General features: G+C 61.3%; 15 protein-coding genes. 11 read left to right on the forward strand and 4 right to left on the reverse strand.

The window, feature by feature from the left end; all coding sequences use genetic code 11:
* Nucleotides 1-5 precede the first annotated feature (5 nt).
* Nucleotides 6-686, reverse strand: coding sequence for a GntR family transcriptional regulator (locus BB934_RS19905; RefSeq protein WP_099511176.1), 681 nt, complete (start codon nt 684-686; stop codon nt 6-8).
* A gap of 195 nt (nt 687-881) precedes the next feature.
* Here BB934_RS19905 and BB934_RS19910 point away from each other — a divergent pair, with 195 nt between their 5' ends.
* From BB934_RS19910 to BB934_RS19945, 8 genes are all read left to right on the forward strand, one after another.
* Nucleotides 882-1,862, forward strand: coding sequence for a TRAP transporter substrate-binding protein (locus BB934_RS19910; RefSeq protein WP_099511177.1), 981 nt, complete (start codon nt 882-884; stop codon nt 1,860-1,862).
* A 73-nt stretch (nt 1,863-1,935) separates the two neighbouring features.
* Nucleotides 1,936-2,475, forward strand: a complete 540-nt coding sequence (locus BB934_RS19915; protein WP_099511178.1) for a TRAP transporter small permease — start codon at nt 1,936-1,938, stop codon at nt 2,473-2,475.
* Nucleotides 2,476-2,479: 4 nt separating this feature from the next.
* A complete protein-coding gene (locus BB934_RS19920) occupies nt 2,480-3,760 on the forward strand; it encodes a TRAP transporter large permease (RefSeq protein ID WP_099511179.1) in 1,281 nt (426 codons plus the stop codon).
* 23 nt (nt 3,761-3,783) lie between these two features.
* Entirely contained in the window at nt 3,784-4,620 is an 837-nt protein-coding gene (kduI, locus tag BB934_RS19925; protein WP_099511180.1) for a 5-dehydro-4-deoxy-D-glucuronate isomerase, read from the forward strand.
* A 10-nt stretch (nt 4,621-4,630) separates the two neighbouring features.
* Nucleotides 4,631-5,389 carry a 2-dehydro-3-deoxy-D-gluconate 5-dehydrogenase KduD gene (gene kduD / locus BB934_RS19930; RefSeq protein WP_099511181.1) on the forward strand — a complete coding sequence of 253 codons (759 nt, stop codon included), beginning with the start codon at nt 4,631-4,633 and terminating at the stop codon, nt 5,387-5,389.
* Nucleotides 5,390-5,406: 17 nt separating this feature from the next.
* On the forward strand, nt 5,407-5,757 hold the full coding sequence (locus tag BB934_RS19935) for a cupin domain-containing protein (protein ID WP_099511182.1): 351 nt from the start codon (nt 5,407-5,409) through the stop codon (nt 5,755-5,757).
* A gap of 386 nt (nt 5,758-6,143) precedes the next feature.
* Nucleotides 6,144-11,993 (forward strand): HAMP domain-containing protein, encoded by a 5,850-nt coding sequence (locus BB934_RS19940; RefSeq protein WP_099511183.1) that lies wholly within the window; start codon nt 6,144-6,146, stop codon nt 11,991-11,993.
* Nucleotides 11,990-14,095 carry a response regulator gene (locus BB934_RS19945; RefSeq protein ID WP_099511184.1) on the forward strand — a complete coding sequence of 702 codons (2,106 nt, stop codon included), beginning with the start codon at nt 11,990-11,992 and terminating at the stop codon, nt 14,093-14,095. The genes BB934_RS19940 and BB934_RS19945 overlap by 4 nt, the downstream gene beginning before the upstream one ends.
* A 90-nt stretch (nt 14,096-14,185) precedes the next feature.
* Here the strand turns inward: BB934_RS19945 and BB934_RS19950 are convergent, their stop codons facing one another.
* The 3 genes from BB934_RS19950 to BB934_RS19960 all read right to left on the reverse strand — a co-directional run bounded on the left by BB934_RS19950 (nt 14,186) and on the right by BB934_RS19960 (nt 17,324).
* On the reverse strand, nt 14,186-14,413 hold the full coding sequence (locus BB934_RS19950) for a hypothetical protein (protein ID WP_099511185.1): 228 nt from the start codon (nt 14,411-14,413) through the stop codon (nt 14,186-14,188).
* Between the two features lie 274 nt (nt 14,414-14,687).
* Entirely contained in the window at nt 14,688-16,064 is a 1,377-nt protein-coding gene (locus BB934_RS19955; RefSeq protein ID WP_099511186.1) for an FAD-binding oxidoreductase, read from the reverse strand.
* Between the two features lie 60 nt (nt 16,065-16,124).
* Nucleotides 16,125-17,324, reverse strand: coding sequence for a mandelate racemase/muconate lactonizing enzyme family protein (locus tag BB934_RS19960; RefSeq protein ID WP_099513069.1), 1,200 nt, complete (start codon nt 17,322-17,324; stop codon nt 16,125-16,127).
* Between the two features lie 415 nt (nt 17,325-17,739).
* Between BB934_RS19960 and BB934_RS19965 the strand changes: the two genes are divergently transcribed.
* Genes BB934_RS19965 through BB934_RS19975 form a run of 3 tightly spaced genes read left to right on the forward strand, consistent with a single transcriptional unit; the run spans nt 17,740 to nt 20,609 of the window.
* Nucleotides 17,740-18,282, forward strand: coding sequence for a TRAP transporter small permease (locus BB934_RS19965; protein WP_099511187.1), 543 nt, complete (start codon nt 17,740-17,742; stop codon nt 18,280-18,282).
* Nucleotides 18,279-19,562 (forward strand): TRAP transporter large permease subunit, encoded by a 1,284-nt coding sequence (locus BB934_RS19970; RefSeq protein WP_099511188.1) that lies wholly within the window; start codon nt 18,279-18,281, stop codon nt 19,560-19,562. The genes BB934_RS19965 and BB934_RS19970 overlap by 4 nt, the downstream gene beginning before the upstream one ends.
* A 36-nt stretch (nt 19,563-19,598) precedes the next feature.
* Nucleotides 19,599-20,609: a TRAP transporter substrate-binding protein gene (locus BB934_RS19975; RefSeq protein ID WP_099511189.1), complete on the forward strand. Its 1,011-nt coding sequence runs from the start codon at nt 19,599-19,601 to the stop codon at nt 20,607-20,609.
* Nucleotides 20,610-20,617: the final 8 nt, after the last annotated feature.

A 20,617-nucleotide genomic window follows, 5' to 3' on the forward strand; every position in this document is an offset into this window, starting at 1 on the left:
GTCGTTTACGCGCTGAAGAGTTCGGGATGCTCCGCCTCGACCCGGGGCAGGGCGCGTAGGATTTCCGTAAGATGCCGGCGCATGGCCTCCGCAGCGGCCTCCTCGTCACGGCTGTCGATGGCGGCGACGATGGCGCGATGCTGATCGATCAAGGGCAGCATCGCTTCGGGGCCGGGGAGGGTGAGCTGGCACACCCGGTCCATATGGGCCTTGATGTCCTGCACCGCCTCCCACGCCAGGGGGCAGCCCGCGCCCTCGGCCAGAGCGATGTGGAAGAGCTCGTCGTAGCGCTGGAAGGCCGCATGGTCGTCCCGCCTCGCAGCGTTGTCCTGCATCTCCAGGAGATCGTCGATCCGCTCCCGGCTCTGCTGGTCGAATGACAAGCAGGCGCGGCGCACGACCGCCGTCTCGATCGCCTCGCGGACGAACCGGGCCTCCATCATCTTGCGCACCGAAATCTTGACCACCGTCGTGCCGCGCTGGGGCTGAATTTCCACGAGACGCGTCCGGGCGAGCCCGATCAGCGCCTCGCGGACAGGCTGGCGGGAAACCCCATGGCGCTCGGCGATGTCCTGCTCAGACAGCCGGCTTCCGGGCGGAAGCTCCAGCGCGATGATCAGGCGGCGCAGCTCGGTTTCGATGCGCTGGGCTGCGGAGCCTTGGACGACGGGGAAGGGCGTGTTCACGGGCGGATCTCATTCTTTAGACGGGTTGCATCATATATAAGTGTATACTACCATACAAGGGTCGACCAGTTAAGCCGCAGCAAGCGGCACCTGGTCCCGCTCCAAGGGCCGGCAAGGTTCTCAGAGCGCAGGACAGACCGGCAAAGACCGGGCCTGAAACAACAAAGCAACAGAGGAAAGCTTAAGGAGGATATGATGGTAACCAAAAGAACCCTCGCCGCTGCCGCCCTTGGACTATGGACGGCCCTTATAAGTGGCACAGCCGGGGCCCAGACGACACTGCGCTCCGCCGATATTCACCCGGATGGGTATCCGACTGTCGAGGCGGTAAAATATTTCGGCTCGCTCCTCGAGAAGAAGACCAACGGCCGATACAAGATCCAGGTGTTCCATTCCGCGCAGCTCGGCCAGGAGAAGGACACGATCGAGCAGACCCGCTTCGGCGTCATCGATCTGAACCGGATCAATATGGGCCCGTTCAACAACCTGATTCCTGAGACCCTGGTGCCCTCGCTGCCGTTCATCTTCCGGTCGGTCGACCACATGCGCAAGACCGTGGACGGCCCGATCGGCGATCAGATCCTGAAGGCCTTCGAGCCGCACGGGCTCGTCGCGTTGGCCTTCTACGATTCGGGTGCACGCTCGTTCTACAACTCCAAGCGCACCATCAACACGCCGGCTGACCTCAAGGGCATGAAGGTCCGCGTGATCCAGTCGGATCTCTTCCTCGACATGGTGAACGCGCTCGGCGCCAATGCGACGCCGATGCCTCCGGGTGAGGTCTATTCCGCGCTGCAGACCGGCGTGGTCGACGGTGCCGAGAACAACTGGCCGAGCTACGATTCCTTCCGCCATTTCGAGGTGGCGAAATTCTACTCGCTGACCGAGCATTCCATGTCTCCGGAAGTGCTCGTCATGTCGAAGAAGAGCTTCGACAAGATGTCCCCCGAGGACCAGAAGGCAGTGCGCGAGACGGCAAAGGAATCCGTCGCGAAGATGCGCGAGCTCTGGGAGGCGCGCGAGAAGGAAGCCGAAAAGAAGATCCGGGCGAGCGGCAGCCAGATCAACAATGTCGACAAGCAGCCCTTCATCGACGCCATGAAGCCGGTCTACGAGAAGTATGCCAAGGACGCGAAGGTGAAGGAGCTCGTCTCCCGCATCCAGGCGATGAACTGAGCCGAATAAGGCACATGCTGTAACGGACCGGCTGAGGCCGGTCCGCCTCTTGTCCCACTGGAGACTGCTTTCGATGCGCGCCGAACTTGCCGCGCTGTCCCGGATTCTGGCCGTCGTGAACAGAGCGGCCCTGTGGATCGCCGGGATCGGCCTCGTTCTCATGACCGTCTTCGTTGCCTGGCAGGTGTTCGGGCGCTACGTGCTGAACCAGTCGCCGAGCTGGACCGAGCCGGCCTCCCTGCTGCTCATGAGCTGGTTCATCCTGCTCGGCTCCGCCGTCGGCGTGCGCGACGGCAATCATCTCGGCTTCGAGATCGCTCTCCATTATGCGCCGCACGGCCTGCGCCAGATCATGCTCGGTGTGACCGAGATACTGGTGATGATCTTTGGCGGGGCCATGTCATGGTACGGCACGTTGCTGGCCGTCGAGACCTGGTCGGCGCTGATGCCGGGTCTGCCGATCCCGCAAGGGTTCGATTATGTCCCTCTCGCCGTGGGCGGTCTTCTGATCGCGCTTTTCTCTCTCGAGAAATTCATTCGTCTGCTGCTCGTCGGCGAAGATGTCCCGATGGTGCGCGTGGATGAGCCCCATCTCGTTGCCGTGAAGGATTGATGTCATGGAGATTTGGGTTCTCTTCGGCGTCTTCACGCTCCTGCTCATTATCGGAACGCCGGTCGCGTTCTGCCTCGGCATCGCGTCTCTGGCGACGATTCTCTATATGCAGCTGCCGCCGATCGTTGTGTTCCAGCAGCTCAATTCCGGCATGAACGCCTTTGCCATGATGGCGATCCCGTTCTTCATCTATGCCGGCGATCTGATGATGCGCGGTGGCATCGCCGACCGCCTGATCCGCCTCGCCGCCGGCCTGGTGGGCCACCTTCGCGGCGGCTTGGGGCAGGTGAACGTCGTCGCTTCGACGCTGTTCGGTGGCATCTCCGGCTCCGCGATCGCGGATGCCTCCGCCATCGGCGGCATCATGATCCCGCAGATGGAAAAGCGGGGCTATGCCAAGGACTACAGCGTCAACGTCACGGTGAATGCGGCCATCATCGCGCTGCTCATCCCGCCGTCCCACAACATGATCATCTATTCGATCGCGGCAGGCGGCACGATTTCGGTCGCGGACCTGTTCACGGCCGGCATCGTCCCCGGCTTTCTGCTGGCGGCGGCCCTCATGATCACAGCCTACGTGGTCGCCGTGCGCCGCGGCTACCCGGCCGATCCGTTCCCCGGCTTCCGGATGCTCGGCTACTTCCTGGTCTCGGCCGTGCCGGGCATCCTGCTCATTTTCATCATTTTCGGCGGGGTTCGCTCCGGCGTCTTTACGGCAACCGAGAGCTCCTGCATCGCTGTCGTCTACGCCCTGCTCGTCACGCTCTTCGTCTATCGCGAGATGAACTGGGAGAGCTTCGTCGAGGCGACCCTTGGTGCCGTGCGCACCACCGCCATGGTTCTCCTGGTCATCGGCACCGCCAGCGCGTTCGGGTGGCTCATGGCCTTCCTGCAGGTGCCGCAGGCAACCATCGCTCTCATGAAGACGCTGTCGGACAACCCGATCGTCGTCCTCCTGCTCATCAACGTCATCCTGTTGGTCCTCGGCACCTTCATGGACATGGCGCCGATGATCATCATCTGCACGCCGATCTTCCTGCCCGTGATCAAGGCGTTCGGCATCGACCCGGTGCATTTCGGGGTGATCCTGATCCTCAATGCCGGCATCGGCCTCAACACCCCGCCGGTGGGCTCGGTGCTCTTCGTCGGCTGCGCGGTCGGCAAGATCACCATCGGTGAAGCCATGAAGACGATCTGGCCGTTTTTGGGAGCCAGCGTCCTGGTGCTGCTTCTCGTCACCTACATCCCTGGCCTGTCGCTCTGGCTCCCCGCCCTTTTCCGCTGATCTTCGTCATTCAAGAGGCTCTCATGACCATCGACATCCGGCAGGTATGCCACCCTGAGGCCGTCCGCCATTTCAGCACGGCGGACCTGCGCCGCCACTTCCTGATCGAGCAGCTGTTCGTTCCCGGAGAGATCAAGCTGACCTACAGCCATATCGACCGGCTGGTGGTGGGCGGCGCAACGCCGCTTGCGGGGGCCATCAAGCTCGACTCGCACAAGCAGATCGGCTCGCCGAATTTCCTGGATCGGCGCGAGATCGGCATCGTCAATCTGGGCGGCGCCGGGCGCGTCCATACGGATGGCGAGATCCACAATCTCGGGCCTCGCGATGCCCTTTACGTCGCCATGGGCACGAAGGATGTGCGGTTCGAGAGCCTTGATGCGGCAACGCCGGCGAAATTCTATCTCGTCAGCACGCCGGCTCATGCCCGCTTCGAGACGGTGAAGATCGGCCTCGATCGCGCCCGCCGCGTCGACCTGGGCGATGCGGCGAACGGCAATGTCCGCACCATCTTCCAGATGATCCATCCGGAGGTTTGCCGCTCGGCCCAGCTCGTCCTCGGCATGACGCAGCTCAAGCCGGGCAGCATGTGGAATACCATGCCAGCACATCTGCACGACCGCCGCTCCGAAGTTTACGTCTATTTCGACATGCAGCCCGACACGCGTGTGTTCCATCTCATGGGCGAGCCGAACGAGACGAAGCATCTCGTTGTCGCCAACGAGCAGGCGATCCTCTCGCCCGGCTGGTCGATCCATTCCGGTGTCGGCACGAGCAATTATGCCTTCGTCTGGGCCATGGGCGGCGACAACCAGGATTTTACCGATATGGATATGGTACCCATGGATGCCCTGCGTTGAGAGGTTCGCAATGACGCTCTCCTTCGATCTGACCGGCAAGACAGCCGTCGTGACTGGGGCCAATACCGGGCTCGGCCAGGCGATCGCAGTGGCCTTGGCGCAGGCCGGAGCATCCATCGTGGGGGTTGGCCGCTCGGCCATGGATGAGACCGAGCGGCTGTGCCGCGAGGCCGGTGCCCGCTTTCATGCCGTCCAGGCCGATCTGTCGACCCTCGAACCGGTCGACCGCATCGTCACAGAGGCTATGTCGGCCGGCAGCCGGATCGACATCCTGGTCAACAATGCCGGCATCATCCGCCGCGCCGATGCCATCGAGTTCACGGAGAAGGATTGGGACGACGTGATGAACGTCAATCTCAAGTCGACGTTCTTCCTGTCCCAGGCGGCGGCGCGGACCATGCTGGCCGACGAGGGCGGGGGCAAGATCATCAACATCGCCTCGCTCCTCTCGTTTCAGGGCGGGATCCGGATTCCCTCCTATACGGCGAGCAAAAGCGGGCTGGCCGGTCTGACGCGGCTGCTCGCTTGCGAATGGGCGGCCAAGGGCATCAATGTGAATGCGATCGCGCCGGGATATTTCGTGACCAACAACACCGAGGCGCTCCGCGGCGATCCGAAGCGGAGCGGCGACATTCTCGCACGCATTCCTGCCGCCCGCTGGGGCGATCCGTCAGATCTCGGCGGGGCGGCCGTATTCCTGGCATCATCTGCGGCGAATTACGTCCATGGTGTCGTGCTGCCGGTTGACGGCGGATGGCTGGCCCGCTGAAACATTTTGGAGGAATCATGAACCGCATCAACCAACCCTTCGCCTTCGACGGCAATCTCGAGTGGGAGCCCGCAGGCGAAGGCATCCGCCGCAAGATCCTCACCTACAATGCGGAGGTGATGATGGTGCGCGTGGCGTTCGAGAAGGGTGCCGTGGGCGCCGCGCATTCGCACCCCCACATCCAGTGCAGCCTGATCGAGCAGGGCGTCTTCGACATCACCATCGCCGGACGTACGGAACGCCTCAAGCAGGGCGACAGCTTCCTCGTGCCGCCGAGCGCCATTCACGGGGCAGTAGCCGTGGAGGCCGGCGTGCTTCTCGACGTGTTCACGCCCATGCGCGAGGATTTCGTCGGCCTCAAGCCTTAGCGAAACCCAGTCGCTAACGACGGGTCATATCAACCTGGACCTCCTTCCGATTTCCGTGCCGACCGGTGCCTGGGACATTCGCTTGCCCGGGTTGTATTCCGCTGCGTAATGTAACCTCGTGATTTGTAAGTCACTCCCTCGAAATTTTCCTGCCCATTGGAGTGTCGGGCGTCACACCAGTCTGGGCGACACGACGGCTAGAGGATACAAAGTATCACTACTCGCGAGCGCCGCGCAAAAATTTTAACCCTCCGAAACTTTCTGCCCTTGAAATGCGTTACATAGGGTCGAATTCCATCCGAAGACGAACAAAGTACCTTTTGGGACGTCGGCATATGGGGATCCAGGCAGGAGAGTTGGCCTGGAACAGCGTAACGGGGGGCCTTATGTCACAAGTCGAAACTGCCGCTTTGCAGCTTAATCCTAAGCTGCTTCTCAAGACATTGCGTGCCTTTCGAAAAGGCGATTTCTCGGCCCGCCTGCCGTCGGATCTCACCGGCATCGAGGGCGAGATCGCGGAAGCGTTCAACGATATTGCCGATCTGAATCAAGGCCTTGCGCGCGAGCTCGAGCGGGTCGCGAAGGTCGTCGGCAAAGAGGGACGCATCGAGGAGCGAGGGCGGCTCGCAGCCGCGACCGGATGCTGGAGCGAATGTGTCGACTCCGTCAATGCGATGATCGGCGACCTCGTTCAGCCGACCACCGAAGTGGCGCGCGTGATCGGTGCCGTGGCGAAGGGCGATCTCAGCCAGACCATCGATCTCGAAACCGACGGACGCCCCCTGCGCGGCGAGTTCCTGCGCATCGGCAAGGTCGTGAACACCATGGTCGGGCAGCTTGGAAGTTTTGCCTCGGAGGTGACCCGTGTGGCCCGCGAGGTCGGCTCCGAAGGCAAGCTCGGTGGCCAGGCGAAGGTCAAGGGCGTTGCCGGCACGTGGAAGGACCTGACGGAAAACGTCAACCTCATGGCCGCGAACCTGACCGGCCAAGTGCGCAACATCGCCGAGGTCACCACGGCGGTCGCGAATGGCGACCTTTCCAAGAAGATCACCGTCGATGTCAAAGGCGAGATCCTGGAGCTGAAGGACACCATCAACACCATGGTGGACCAGCTGAACTCCTTCGCCTCCGAAGTGACGCGTGTGGCGAAGGAGGTGGGCACCGAAGGCAAGCTCGGTGGCCAGGCGCAGGTACGCGGCGTGGCCGGCGTCTGGAAGGATCTCACCGACAACGTGAACATGATGGCGGCCAACCTCACCGGTCAGGTCCGTAACATCGCCGAGGTCACCACGGCCGTCGCCCGAGGAGATTTGTCCAAGAAGATTACCGTGGATGTGAAGGGCGAGATTCTGGCCCTCAAATCCACGATCAATACGATGGTGGACCAGCTCAACTCCTTCGCCTCGGAAGTGACACGCGTGGCGAAAGAGGTGGGCTCCGAGGGCAAGCTCGGAGGACAAGCGCAGGTCGAAGGCGTCGGCGGCACCTGGAAGGATCTGACCGAGAACGTGAACATGATGGCGGCGAACCTGACGGGTCAGGTCCGTAACATCGCCGAGGTCACCACCGCGGTCGCGAACGGCGACCTTTCCAAGAAGATCACCGTGGAGGTGCGCGGGGAGATCCTGGAGCTGAAGAACACCATCAACACCATGGTGGACCAGCTGAACTCCTTCGCCTCCGAGGTGACGCGCGTGGCGAAGGAGGTGGGCTCAGAGGGCAAGCTCGGCGGACAGGCCCAGGTGCGCGGCGTCGCGGGAACCTGGAAGGATCTGACCGACAACGTGAATCTGATGGCCGCCAACCTAACGGGGCAGGTCCGCAACATCGCAGAGGTCACGACCGCGGTCGCGAATGGAGATTTGTCGAAAAAGATCACCGTGGAAGTGCGCGGCGAGATCCTTGAGCTGAAATCCACGATCAACACCATGGTGGACCAGCTCAATTCCTTCGCGGGCGAAGTGACGCGCGTCGCGAAGGAAGTGGGTTCTGAGGGCAAGCTCGGCGGACAGGCTCGGGTGGAGGGTGTTGCCGGCACCTGGAAGGATCTCACCGACAACGTGAACCTGATGGCCGCGAATCTGACAGGTCAGGTGCGTAACATCGCCGAGGTGACCACGGCGGTGGCGAACGGCGACCTCTCCAAGAAGATCACCGTCGATGTCCGCGGTGAGATTTTGGAGCTCAAATCGACCATCAACACCATGGTGGATCAGCTCAACTCCTTCGCAGGCGAGGTGACGCGTGTGGCGCGCGAAGTCGGCACCGAAGGCAAGCTCGGCGGCCAGGCGCAGGTGCGCGGCGTCGGCGGCGTCTGGAAGGATCTCACCGATAACGTCAATATGATGGCCGCAAATCTGACAGGTCAGGTGCGTAACATTGCGGAAGTCACTACCGCAGTGGCGAACGGCGACCTCTCTAAGAAAATTACGGTGGCTGTCGAAGGCGAAATTCTGGAGCTGAAATCCACGATCAACACCATGGTGGATCAGCTCAACTCCTTCGCAGGCGAGGTGACGCGTGTGGCGCGCGAAGTCGGCACCGAAGGCAAGCTCGGCGGCCAGGCGCAGGTGCGCGGCGTCGGCGGCGTCTGGAAGGATCTCACCGATAACGTCAATATGATGGCCGCAAATCTGACAGGTCAGGTGCGTAACATCGCCGAGGTGACCACGGCGGTGGCGAATGGCGACCTCTCCAAGAAGATCGCCGTCGATGTCCGGGGTGAGATTCTCGAGCTGAAATCGACGATCAACACCATGGTGGATCAGCTCAACTCCTTCGCATCCGAAGTGACGCGCGTGGCGCGCGAAGTCGGCATCGAAGGCAAGCTCGGCGGCCAGGCGCAGGTACGCGGCGTCGGCGGAACGTGGAAGGACCTGACCGACAACGTCAACATGATGGCGAACAACCTCACCGGTCAGGTGCGCGGCATCGCCAGCGTCGTGACGGCGGTTGCGGAGGGCGATCTCAAGCGCAAGTTGACCGTGGACGCCAAGGGCGAGATCGCGGCACTCGCCGAGACCATCAACGAGATGATCGACACGCTCGCGACCTTCGCCGATCAGGTGACGAACGTGGCCCGCGAAGTGGGTGTCGAGGGCAAACTCGGTGGACAGGCGAGGGTGCCAGGTGCTGCGGGCTTGTGGCGTGACCTCACCGACAACGTGAACCAGCTCGCCGCCAACCTGACCACGCAGGTGCGAGCGATCGCCGATGTGGCCACCGCCGTGACCAAGGGCGACTTGACGCGGTCGATTTCGGTCGAGGCTTCGGGCGAGTTGGCGTCGCTGAAAGACAACGTCAACGAAATGATCCGCAACCTGCGCGATACGACGCTCAAGAACGCTGAACAGGATTGGCTCAAGACCAATCTCGCCAAGTTCACGCGGATGCTGCAGGGCGAGCGCGATCTCACCACCGTATCGAACATGATCCTGTCCGAGATCGCTCCGCTGGTGAATGCCCAGCAGGCCGTTTTCTACACGGTCGAGGCCGATGGCAGCGGGCCGGTGCTGGAGATGGTGGCATCCTATGCCTTCACGGAGCGGAAGCATCTCAGCAACCGCTTCCGCCTCCGCCAAGGGCTGGTCGGTCAGGTAGCTTACGAGAAGAAGCGCATTCTCCTTACCAATGTGCCGGGCGATTATATCACCATCGGTTCTGCCCTCGGCGAGGCGCCGCCGCTCAACATCATCGTGCTGCCGGTGCTGTTCGAGCAGGAGGTGAAAGCGGTGATCGAGCTGGCCTCGTTCAGCCGCTTCTCGGAGGCGCACCAGTCCTTCCTGGAGCAGCTGACGGAATCGATCGGCATCGTTCTCAATACGATCGCGGCGAACATGCGCACGGAAGGCCTGCTGAAACAGTCTCAGCTTCTGACCACGGAACTCCAGAGCCAGCAGGAAGAGTTGAGGAACACCAACGACCGGCTGGAACAGCAGGCGGCGACGCTTCGCCAATCGGAAGAGCTCCTGCGCCAGCAGCAGGAGGCGCTCCAGAAGACCAACGAAGAGCTCGAGGACAAGGCGCGCCTGCTCGAGCTTCAGAAGCGGGAAGTGGAGACGAAGAACCAGGAAGTCTCGGTCGCAAAGACAGCTCTGGAGGAGAAGGCGGAGCAGCTCTCGCTGACGTCGCGCTACAAGTCGCAGTTCCTGGCCAATATGAGCCACGAATTGAGGACGCCGCTGAACTCTCTCCTCATTCTCTCAAAGCTTCTGACGGAGAACTCCGACGGTAATCTTACCGATAAGCAGCGGGAATTTGCCAAGACGATACACGCCGCAGGCTCCGATCTCCTCGCGCTGATCAACGATATCCTGGATCTGTCCAAGATCGAATCCGGCACGGTGAGCCTCGAGGTGTCGAGCGTGGGATTCAGGGATCTCGTCGACAACATGGACCGCACCTTCCGCCAGATCGCGGAAGAGCGAAAGCTCGAGTTCCATGTCGAGGTCGATCCCAAGCTGCCGCTGGCGATCAGGACGGATTCGAAGCGGCTGCAGCAGGTGCTGCGCAATCTGTTGTCGAACGCCTTCAAGTTCACGGAACGCGGCGGCGTGACGCTTCAGATCGGATCGGCCGAAGGATCGCCGCTGCGATCCGGCAGCAAGTGGATTGCCATGTCGGTGACCGACACGGGCATCGGCATCCCGGAGGACAAGCTGCGCATCATCTTCGAAGCATTCCAGCAGGCCGATGGCACCACGAGCCGGAAATATGGCGGAACCGGCCTCGGATTGTCGATCAGCCGAGAGATCGCCCGTCTTCTCGGCGGCGAGATCGTGGTGTCGAGCACGCCCGGAAGCGGTTCGACCTTCACGCTGTTCGTGCCCGTGGAACCGCCTGCAAGCCACGGGCTGCCGGGGGGCGGAGCGACCGCGCGGCCGAACGGCGATGCCGTGGGATACTATGCCGGAACCGAGGACGCGTCGGGATCGATGCTCCGCCAGCCTTCGGCAGCGATGGCGCTTTCCGCATCGCTCGACGACCGCCATGCGATCACCAATGGCGACAGGATCGTCCTCATCGTCGAGGACGACGCGATGTTCGCCTCCGTCTTGCTGGAACTCGCGCGCGAGGAGGGGTTCAAGGGCCTCATCGCCATGGACGGGGCCTCCGCGCTGGCGCTCGCGCACCGCTACAAGCCGCATGCCGTGACCCTCGATATCGGATTGCCCGACATGGATGGTTGGGCGCTTCTCGACCTGTTGAAGCACGATCCGCGCACCCGTCATGTGCCGATCCATGTGATCTCGGTGGACGATCAGAAGAAGCGCGGTCTTAAGGCCGGTGCCTTCGGCTTCCTTGAGAAGCCTGTGGATCGGGAAGCGCTCATGGGCGCTCTCAACCGGACGAAGGAGTTCATCGACCGGCCGGTGAAGAAGCTGCTCCTCGTAGAGGATGACGACAATCAGCGCATGAGCCTGTCCGAACTCATGAAGGACGAACAGGTCGATGTCACCGCCGTGGGAACGGCCGAGAGTGCGCTCGAGGTCATTGCCGCACGGCATTTCGATTGCGCCATCGTCGATCTTGGCCTCCCCGACCTTCCGGGAACGGAACTCATCGAGCGCATCCGCACGACCAAGGGCGGTGCGGAACTGCCGATCGTGATCTATACGGGGCAGGACCTCACGAAGGCTGAGGAACGCCGGCTGCAGAGTATTGCGGCGACCCTTATCGTCAAGGGCGAAGGCTCGCCGGAGCAGCTCCTCAACGATACGGCGCTGTTCCTGCACCGCGCGATCAGCGCCATACCCGAGGAAAAGCACATCATTGTGGAGCGGCGCGCCGACAACTCCCTCGACGGACGCAAGGTTCTGATCATTGACGATGACATGCGCAACATCTTCTCGCTCACGAGCGCGTTGGAGCAGCATGGAATATCGGTCATCTTCGCGGAAAACGGCCTGGAGGGGATCGAAAAGCTGCAGGCCAATCCCGACGTCGACGTGGCTCTGGTTGATATCATGATGCCGGAGATGGACGGCTATGAGACCATGCAGGCGATCCGCAGGATTCCGCGATACGAAGATATGCCGCTTGTTGCGGTCACAGCGAAGGCTATGAAGGGGGACAGGGAGAAGTGTATCGAGGCCGGCGCCACGGACTACGTGTCGAAGCCTGTGGATGTCGATCAACTTCTCGCGGTCTTGCGCGTTCAACTGAGCCGGAGCACATATATACCTGATGGAAAGGTTGCTCCCAACGGCGCGGCAGAGACCGGGTTGAACTCATGACGGACGACGTGAGGCAGGAGGCTTCAAGCGTGAACCCGGACGCGTTTCGTCTGGTCTCGGCTCGACCTCTCTCCGACCCGATTGCGGCCAAGATCCTTGTGGTCGACGACGATCCCCGGAATCTCATCGCCGTCGAGGAGGTGCTGCGGTCTCCGGGGGTCGAGATCGTGACGGCGGATTCGGGCGAATCTGCCCTGCGCCATGTTCTCAACCATGACTTCGCCGTCATTCTTCTCGACGTGCAGATGCCGCGGCTCGACGGCTATGAGGTCGCCAGCCTGATCAGGAACCGGCCGCGCTCGTCGCGTGTGCCGATCCTTTTCCTGACTGCCTTCAACAAGGACGATATGCATGTCTTCAAGGGATACTCGGCCGGTGCGGTCGATTATGTCTTCAAGCCTATCGAGCCTCTGATCCTGAAATCGAAGGTCGATATTTTCGTCGATCTCTACCGGAAGACCGAGGAGATCCGGCGGCAGGCTGAGCAGGAGCGCCGTCTGCTGATGGACAACCTGCATGTCCGCAGTGAGAAGCTGAAGGCGGAGCAAGCTCTGCGCCGTCGCGAGGAGCATCAGTCGATCGTGCTGCAGTCGCTGCCGATCGCTCTCTATACCGCGTCGGTCGGCGACGATCGGAAACTTCATTTCACCAATGAAAGCGTCGAGCGAATCACCGGGTTCGCACCGGATTCCTTTCTAGAGAGTCCGGATTTCTGGGCGTCCCGGATCAATCCCGAGGACCGCGACCGCGTGCTTGCGCAACTCCGGCACCTGGGAGAGGAGGGGGGCGTCAATCTCGAGTATCGCTGGCGCTGCGCCGACGGCGTCGAGCGGCATTTCCTCGATCAGATGGTTCTTACGCGTGACGACGATGGCTCGCCCCATGAGTCCTTCGGAATGTGGTTCGATATCACCGAGCGCAAGCAGATGGAGCAGAACCTGCTCCATGCCAGCAAGCTGGAAGCCGTCGGCCGTCTGACCGGCGGCATCGCTCACGATTTCAACAATATGCTGAGCGTCGTGATCGGCAATCTCGATCTTCTGAAGAAATCCATTCAGGGGAACGAGAAGGCCGAGCGGCGCGTGCACATGGCGCTGGAGAGCGCGCAGCATTGCGCCGATCTCACCTATCGACTGCTCACCTTCTCACGGCGCCAGGCATTGCAGATATCGACTATCGATGTGACCGGCCTGATGCCGAGCCTTCTCGAACTGATGCGTAGGACGCTCGGCGAGAACGTCCGTGCGAGCTTCCAGGCCGGCGAGAGCGTCTGGCCGATTCAGGTCGATCGCGCTCAGCTCGAGGCCGCTCTTCTGAATCTGGCCGTCAATGCCCGCGACGCGATGCCCGATGGCGGCGATCTGATCATCGCCGTCGAGAACCGAGTGATCGAGGATGGACGATCGGCTCCGAGCGGCGAGTTCGTCGTGATATCCGTGAGCGATACCGGAACCGGCATGCCGCCGGAGGTGCTCGAGAAGGTCTTCGAGCCGTTCTTCACCACAAAGGAAAGCGGCAAGGGCACGGGGCTCGGCCTCAGCATGGTCTATGGTTTCGTTCAGCAATGCCATGGACATGTCGAAGTGGAGAGCGAGCCGAATGCGGGAACGACGATCCGCATCTTTCTGCCGCGGTCGCATGAAGAGCCGGAGAGTCTGTCGCTTGATCAAGCGGCTGTGGCCCATCCCTTCGGCAACGGGCGCACCGTGCTGGTGGTCGAGGACAATCCCGCCGTGCGGCAGGTTGCCCGTTCGACTCTCCACTCCCTCGGGTTCAAGGTGCTGGAAGCTGAAAACGGCGATGAAGCGGCAAACTTTCTGAAGTCGGGAAAGGACATAGACCTCGTCCTTTCCGACGTCCGGATGCCCGGTGAACTCAGCGGCATCGATCTCGCCCGCCTCGTGCATCGTGAAAAGCCGGAGATTCAGGTTCTTCTGACGACGGGATACTTCGATAGCGAAGAGAAGCTCGAAGGGCTCAATCTTCTCTACAAGCCTTACCGTGCGAGCGACCTTGCCGAGAAGATCCAGTCATTGATGGAGCAAAGGCCGAATGTTGAGTTCGAGGATACGTCGTCGCGCCCGAAAGCCGCGGTAGCGTAGCCCAGGGGCGGCTCTCGCAGACGACCGGTCATCGACGGGATGCTGAATCCTGGTCGATGAATCCCGTTGAGCACATCCCAACTGGAAGGATCAAGCTTCGGCCGTGAGCGTGTCGCGCTCGCCGCACCACGCCGTATAGAAATCGCCCGTGCGATCCAGAACGAACACGGTCGGGCTGGACACGGTCGACCAGCAAGCCGATTCAACCGCGAATTTCAAAGCCTTCGCACGAAAATAGAACGAGCCGAGATCTCGGCCGAATTGAGAAACGGTCCAACGATTATGCTTAAATACGACGCAATACGCTCCGTGGGGCATCAATGCACCTTCCAAGCAGCTTGTCTGACAGATTGCAGGTGCCGTTGCTAACGATCTTAAGACGCAATGGCAACCACGAATGGCGATTTTTATCGCTAAACCTTAAAGAGGCGTTTCGGCAGCGAGAACGAGCTTTTCGAAGGAGCGGCAATTGCCGTCGCCAATCTGCTAGAGCATCGGACCCAAAAGTGGAATCCACTTTTGGGATCCATCCGATGCTCCGCTCTTTGAAGAGCGCATCGTTGGACGCGGCCCTCTGGGTCCGCACGATGCGCTAGAGAACTCGCCCGGGATTGAGGATACCCGCCGGGTCTAAGGCCTGCTTCATCGTCGCCATGAGCGCGAGTTCCGGCTCGGTCCGGCTCATCGAGAGATAGGGGCGCTTGATCCGGCCGATCCCGTGCTCGGCCGAGATGGAGCCGCCCATTCCGGATACGAGGCTGTAGACGAGAGACTGGACTCCCTTCTTGATATCGTCGCTCATATCGCGGATCGCGACATTGATATGGATGTTGCTGTCGGCCACGTGCCCGAAGACCACGTAAACGGCGTCTGGCCACTGCTTCGGCATTTCCTGGCGCAGATGAGCGACGACTTCCGCCATGCGATTCAGCGGAACGCTGACGTCGAAGCGGATTTCCTCCGGCAGGAAGCGACCGTATTCGTAGGGCGTTTCGCGGTAGGCCCAGAACCGGTTCCTGTCGGCGCGCGATTGAGCGATCACGGCGTCCCTGATCAGGTTCTGCTCATAGAACTCGCTCAGGAGGAGAGAGAAAGCGTCTGTCCCCTCCGGATCCTCGCCCATATCGGCTTCGATCAGGAGCGTGACGTCGTGCTCGTCCTCGAAGGCTGGCGGAAGGCCGCAGATCTGGGTCGCGACCGTCATGAATTCGCGCCACATCGCCTCGAAGACGAGCAGGCGCCCTGGATGCTTCTGCTGAAACTGGCGCAGGACGACGAGCGCATCCTCGAAGCTCGCGACGGCGCAAAGGGCTGTCTGAAGACCGAGAGGCTTGGGATGCAGCCCGATCACCGCCCGCGTGACGACGCCGAGCGTTCCTTCGCTGCCGATGAACAGCTGCGTCCAGTCATAGCCGGCGTTGTTCTTCAGCATCTTGTTGAGCGAGCGGACCACGGTGCCGTCTGCCAGAACGACTTCGAGGCCGAGGGTGTTGCGACGCGCCATGCCGTAGCGCAACACCTGGTTGCCGCCTGCATTGGTCGCAATGTTGCCGCCGATCGTGCAGGTTCCCCGAGCGCCGAGATCGATCCCGCACAGAAACCCCGCCTCGTCGGCTGCCTGCTGAATCACTGCGAGCGGCGTTCCGGCAAGCGTCGTGAGCGTCGCGCTCGCCGGATCGATCTCTTCGATGCCGCTCATGCGTTCGAGGGAGAGCGCGATTTCTCCCGCCTGCGGATGGGCGCCGCCCGCTAGCCCGGTCAGCCCACCCTGCGTCACGAGACTCTGACGATGGGCATGGCAGATCCTCAAGGCCGTCGAGACATCCTCGGTGGTTTGCGGGAGAATGAGCGCGCGGGGCGGAGTGGGCGCGAGGCCGCTGGCATCGGCATGGTTGCGCGCCGGAATATCCGGCCCGATCCGCACCTGGGATCCCAGCGCCTTCACAAGGGCATCGATCACATCACTCATCACGGTCCCGCGTTGAATGGAGGCCAGGCGTCGGCCCGCAAGGCCGACCCGCTTTGCTCTCTAGGATGTCTCGGTAACTCTGACAATTGCGTCGGGCCGCTTCCACAACTCGGGAAGGAGGTCGATCCCGAGGCCTGGCTTCATGTTCACCGTGACCTCGCCTTTCATGACGACCGGCAGTTCGGTGACGAGCTCCGTGTACCATCCGGTATAGAAGGCCCGCACGCTTTCCTGGATCAGGGCATTCCGTGCGTGAAGCGAGAAGTGGCACGATGCGGCATAGACCACGGGACCTGTGCAGTCATGGGGCGCCACGGGAACATGCCAGGCCTCGGCGAGAGCGGCGATCTTGCGCGCCTCCGTCAGGCCGCCGCACCATGACAGATCGAGCATCGCCACGCCGGCGACGCCGGTCTCGAGATACTCTCGAAAGGCGTGGGTATAGGACAGCGTTTCCGATGCGCAGACCCAGGCCTTCGAATGCTGCGCGTATTCCTTGAGGTCGCCGACATTGTCGAGGCGGAAAGGATCCTCGTGCCAATAGGTGTCGTATTCGGCAAGCGCCGTTGCGAGCTTCTTGGCCATGGGCAGGCTCCACAGGGAATGGAACTCGACCATGATGTCCATCTTGTCGCCGACCGCCTTGCGAATCTTTGCGAAGGGCTCCAGCGCCGTCCGGAGCTCGTCCGGCGATATGTCGTATCCCTGGCTGCGCTCCGCGGCGACATCGAAGGGCCAGATCTTCATGCCCGTAATGCCCTGCTCCAGCAGGGAATGGGCAAGCTCGTCGGCGCGGTGCAGGAACGCGTCCAGATCTTCGTAGTCTCCTTGCCTATCGCCAATGCCCCAATTGGCGACTTTCTGAGCGCGGCTGTCGCGAATGTACCTGTAACCGGCGCAGGTGTTGTAAACGCGAATCTTGTCGCGCGACCGGCCGCCCAGCATGTCGCAGACGGGCTTGCCGTGAGCTTTGCCGAACAGATCCCACAGGGCGATGTCGATGGCGGAATTACCCCGCGTTTCGACGCCGGCCGAACGCCAGCCGAGATAATTCTGGATATCTCTGTTGATGCCTTCGATCTGAAGCGGGTCGCGACCGATCAGCTTGGCCGCCACGGTCTCATGGATGTAGGCCTCGACCGCAGCTGCGCCCATAAAAGTCTCGCCGAGGCCGTGGATTCCATCATCCGTGTGCAGGCGGATCCAGATAATGTTCGCGAATTCCTGGAGTCGGATCGTTTCAACAGCCGTGATCTTCATGGGATCCTCATCGCAGCGGCGCCATTTGAAGACGATATAGAGCAGAGCCTGAGGCACCGGTGCTGCCGCGTCCCATCATATCCACGGAAAATGAGCGGTGCGAGCAGCTATTCATAAGTCTAATATGAAACAAAGTAGCAAATTAAACGGACTGCTCTCCGGTTCTCCTGCCGCGGATTGGAAACTGCCCCGCAATTCGTAACGGACAGGAGCGGAAAAGCGCCGGTCATGAATGAGGTCGGGCTTCGCTGGATCTGCCGTTCGCAGCCGAACTTGTCCGGCCGCTCGATTGACACTCTCCGGAACTGAGCCTTAGATCACGCAACATCTTCGTACTTCCAAGGACTTGAAGAGTCCCCAAAGACGAACAGAATTTAGGGAGCGTCCACGAGGGCGCCCAAAATAGGGAACGCCGGTGAGCAGGATAATATCCTTCTTCTTCAGGGGGTTGGAGGGGCTTCTCGTCCTTCTCCTGGCGGCCATGGTCGTCATGGTCTTCGGCAATGTCGTGTTGCGCTATCTGTTCGACACCGGAATCGACGTCTCCGAAGAGCTGTCGCGCTACTTCTTCGTCTGGTTGACCTTCATCGGCGCCGTCGTGGTCGGCCGTGAGAACGCGCATCTGGGCGTCGAGACCCTTGTTTCCCGTCTCGGCGATGTGGGTCGCAAGGTGTGCATGGTTCTCTCCGACCTGTTCATCATCGGGTGCTGTGCCGTGTTCTTCTGGGGAACGTGGCAGCAGGCAGAGATCAACGCGACCAACTACGCTCCGATCACCGAAGTCTCGATGCTCTGGGTCTACGGCGTCGGATTTTTCACCAGCATCGGCCTGGGCCTCATGGCGCTCCTGCGGATCCTGCGGGTGGTGAGCGGGCGCATCAGCGAGCATGAGCTCAAGGCCTTTGCCGGTGACTATAGCGACGATGAAGCCCATGCTCTGAGGGAACGACTCGAATGACCATCGTCGTCTTCCTCACCTCGCTGCTGGGCGCCATGGCGCTCGGAATGCCGATTGCTTTCGCTTTGATCGTCTGCGCCTTGGCGCTCATGCTTTGGCTCGGCAACTTCGACAGCCAGATCGTCGCCCAGAACATGATCATCGGCGCCGACAACTTTCAGCTCCTGGCGGTTCCCTTCTTCCTGCTCGCCGGCGAGTTGATGAATGTCGGAGGGCTGTCGAAGCGCATCGTCAACTTCGCGCTGGCGTGCCTGGGACATATTCACGGCGGCCTGGGCTATGTGGCCATCGTTGCCGCGCTCATCCTGGCGGCCCTGTCCGGTTCCGCAGCCGCGGATACGGCTGCTCTCGCCGCCATCCTGATCCCGATGATGCGCAATGCCGGATACGACATTCCGCGGGCGGCGGGACTCATCGCGGCCGGTGGCATCATCGCTCCGGTGATCCCGCCTTCGATCGGCTTCATCGTCTTCGGCGTTGCGGCCAATGTCTCGATCTCCCAGCTGTTCCTGGCAGGCGTCGCGCCCGGCATAATGATGGGCATTTCGCTGGTGGTTGCGTGGGCCATCGTCAGCCGGAAGGACAAGATGAAGACGGCGCCGCGGGCGACCATGCGTGAGCGCGGCAAGGCCTTCGTCGATGGTTTCTATGCTCTGCTCATGCCAGTCATGATCCTTGGCGGTATCAAGTGGGGGATCGTGACACCGACGGAAGCCGCGGTGCTCGCCGCCGTCTATGCGCTCCTGATCGGAATGTTCGTTTATCGCGAGCTGAAGCCGTCGATGCTCTACGGCGTTTTCCTGACGGCTGCGAAGACGACGGCCGTGGTGATGTTCCTCGTCGCCGCGGCGCTCGTGTCAGCATGGCTCATCACACAGGCCAACATTCCGGGCGAGATCAGCGGGCTTATCGAACCCCTGATGGGCAATAAGACCTTGCTCATGTTCGCTCTGATGTTCCTGGTCGTTATCGTCGGAACGGCGCTGGATTTCTCGCCGACGGTTCTGATCCTGACGCCGGTTCTCATGCCGATCGTCAAGCAGGCCGGAATCGATCCGGTCTATTTCGGCGTGCTGTTCATCATCAACAATGCCATCGGCCTGATCACGCCTCCGGTGGGAATCGTGCTCAATGTGGTGAGCGGCGTTGCCCGCGTGCCGATGGGAGCCGTCATCCGTGGCGTGAATCCGTTCCTGATCGCGCAGTTGATCGTGCTCGTCCTGCTCATCATCTTCCCCGATCTGGTTATGGTGCCGTTCTCCTGGTTGAGGGGACGATGAGAAGACTGAAATAACGAAAAGAGAGAGGAAACAATGATGAAGAGTTTCAAGTTCGTTCTTGCTGCCGGCGTCGCGGCAACCATTCTCGCCGCGGCTCCGGCCTACGCACAATTTACCGAACGCAGTATCCGCATTTCCAATGGCGTGAACGAGGATCACCCCAACGGAAAGGGTGTCGAAAAGTTCAAGGCGTGCCTGACGGACAAATCCGGCGGCAAGCTGAAGGTGCAGGGCTTCTGGGGCAATGCCCTGGGCGGCGACCTTCAGGCCACTCAGGCGCTCCGCTCCGGCACGCAGGAAATGGTCGTCACATCGAGCTCGCCGCTGATCGGCATCCTGCCCGATCTCGGCGTCTTCGACCTGCCGTTCCTCTTCGCCAATGAGAAGGAGGCCGATGCCGTTCTCGATGGCAGCTTCGGCAAGTATGTCGACGGCAAGCTCGAGACGGTCGGACTGGTCAACCTGGCTTATTGGGAGAACGGGTTCCGCAACCTCACCAATTCGCGCCGCCCGGTCGAAAAGTGGGAGGATTTCAAGGGCCTCAAGGTTCGTGTGATGCAGAACAACGTGTTCCTCGACACGTTCAAGAACATGGGCGCCAATGCGGTGCCGATGGCATTCGGCGAGGTGTTCACAGCGCTCGAGACCAAGGCCATCGACGGTCAGGAAAATCCTTTCGTGACCATTGACACCTCCAAGTTCTACGAGGTTCAGAAGTACCTCTCCGTCACGCGGCACGCTTATACCCCCTTCCTCGTCCTCTACTCGAAGAAGCTGTGGGATGGGCTGTCGAAGGACGAGCAGGCTGCTCTCCGTGACTGCGCCGTTCTCGCTCGCGATGAACAACGCAAAGTGTCCCGTGAACTATCTCTGGCCTCCCTCAACAAGATCAAGGGCGAGGGGACCGTGGTCAATGAGCTGAACGCTCAGGAGGCCAATCGGATGCGCGACCAGGCCAAGGCGGTTTGGGAGAAGCATGCGGCCACGATCGGCCCTGAGACGGTGAAGATGATGCAGGCGGAGCTGGAAAAAGTCCGTCAGAAGTAAGCTCCCGA

The organism is Microvirga ossetica (assembly GCF_002741015.1).
Taxonomy (GTDB): domain Bacteria; phylum Pseudomonadota; class Alphaproteobacteria; order Rhizobiales; family Beijerinckiaceae; genus Microvirga; species Microvirga ossetica.

Excerpts from the sequence above, each read along its gene's own strand:
- BB934_RS19910 (WP_099511177.1), top strand. The coding sequence starts at position 882 with ATGGTAACCAAAAGAACCCTCGCCGCTGCCGCCCTTGGACTATGGACG.
- BB934_RS19915 (WP_099511178.1), top strand. The coding sequence starts at position 1,936 with ATGCGCGCCGAACTTGCCGCGCTGTCCCGGATTCTGGCCGTCGTGAAC.
- BB934_RS19920 (WP_099511179.1), top strand. The coding sequence starts at position 2,480 with ATGGAGATTTGGGTTCTCTTCGGCGTCTTCACGCTCCTGCTCATTATC.
- kduI (WP_099511180.1), top strand. The coding sequence starts at position 3,784 with ATGACCATCGACATCCGGCAGGTATGCCACCCTGAGGCCGTCCGCCAT.
- kduD (WP_099511181.1), top strand. The coding sequence starts at position 4,631 with ATGACGCTCTCCTTCGATCTGACCGGCAAGACAGCCGTCGTGACTGGG.
- BB934_RS19935 (WP_099511182.1), top strand. The coding sequence starts at position 5,407 with ATGAACCGCATCAACCAACCCTTCGCCTTCGACGGCAATCTCGAGTGG.
- BB934_RS19940 (WP_099511183.1), top strand. The coding sequence starts at position 6,144 with ATGTCACAAGTCGAAACTGCCGCTTTGCAGCTTAATCCTAAGCTGCTT.
- BB934_RS19945 (WP_099511184.1), top strand. The coding sequence starts at position 11,990 with ATGACGGACGACGTGAGGCAGGAGGCTTCAAGCGTGAACCCGGACGCG.
- BB934_RS19950 (WP_099511185.1), bottom strand. The coding sequence starts at position 14,413 with ATGCCCCACGGAGCGTATTGCGTCGTATTTAAGCATAATCGTTGGACC.
- BB934_RS19955 (WP_099511186.1), bottom strand. The coding sequence starts at position 16,064 with ATGAGTGATGTGATCGATGCCCTTGTGAAGGCGCTGGGATCCCAGGTG.
- BB934_RS19960 (WP_099513069.1), bottom strand. The coding sequence starts at position 17,324 with ATGAAGATCACGGCTGTTGAAACGATCCGACTCCAGGAATTCGCGAAC.
- BB934_RS19970 (WP_099511188.1), top strand. The coding sequence starts at position 18,279 with ATGACCATCGTCGTCTTCCTCACCTCGCTGCTGGGCGCCATGGCGCTC.
- BB934_RS19975 (WP_099511189.1), top strand. The coding sequence starts at position 19,599 with ATGAAGAGTTTCAAGTTCGTTCTTGCTGCCGGCGTCGCGGCAACCATT.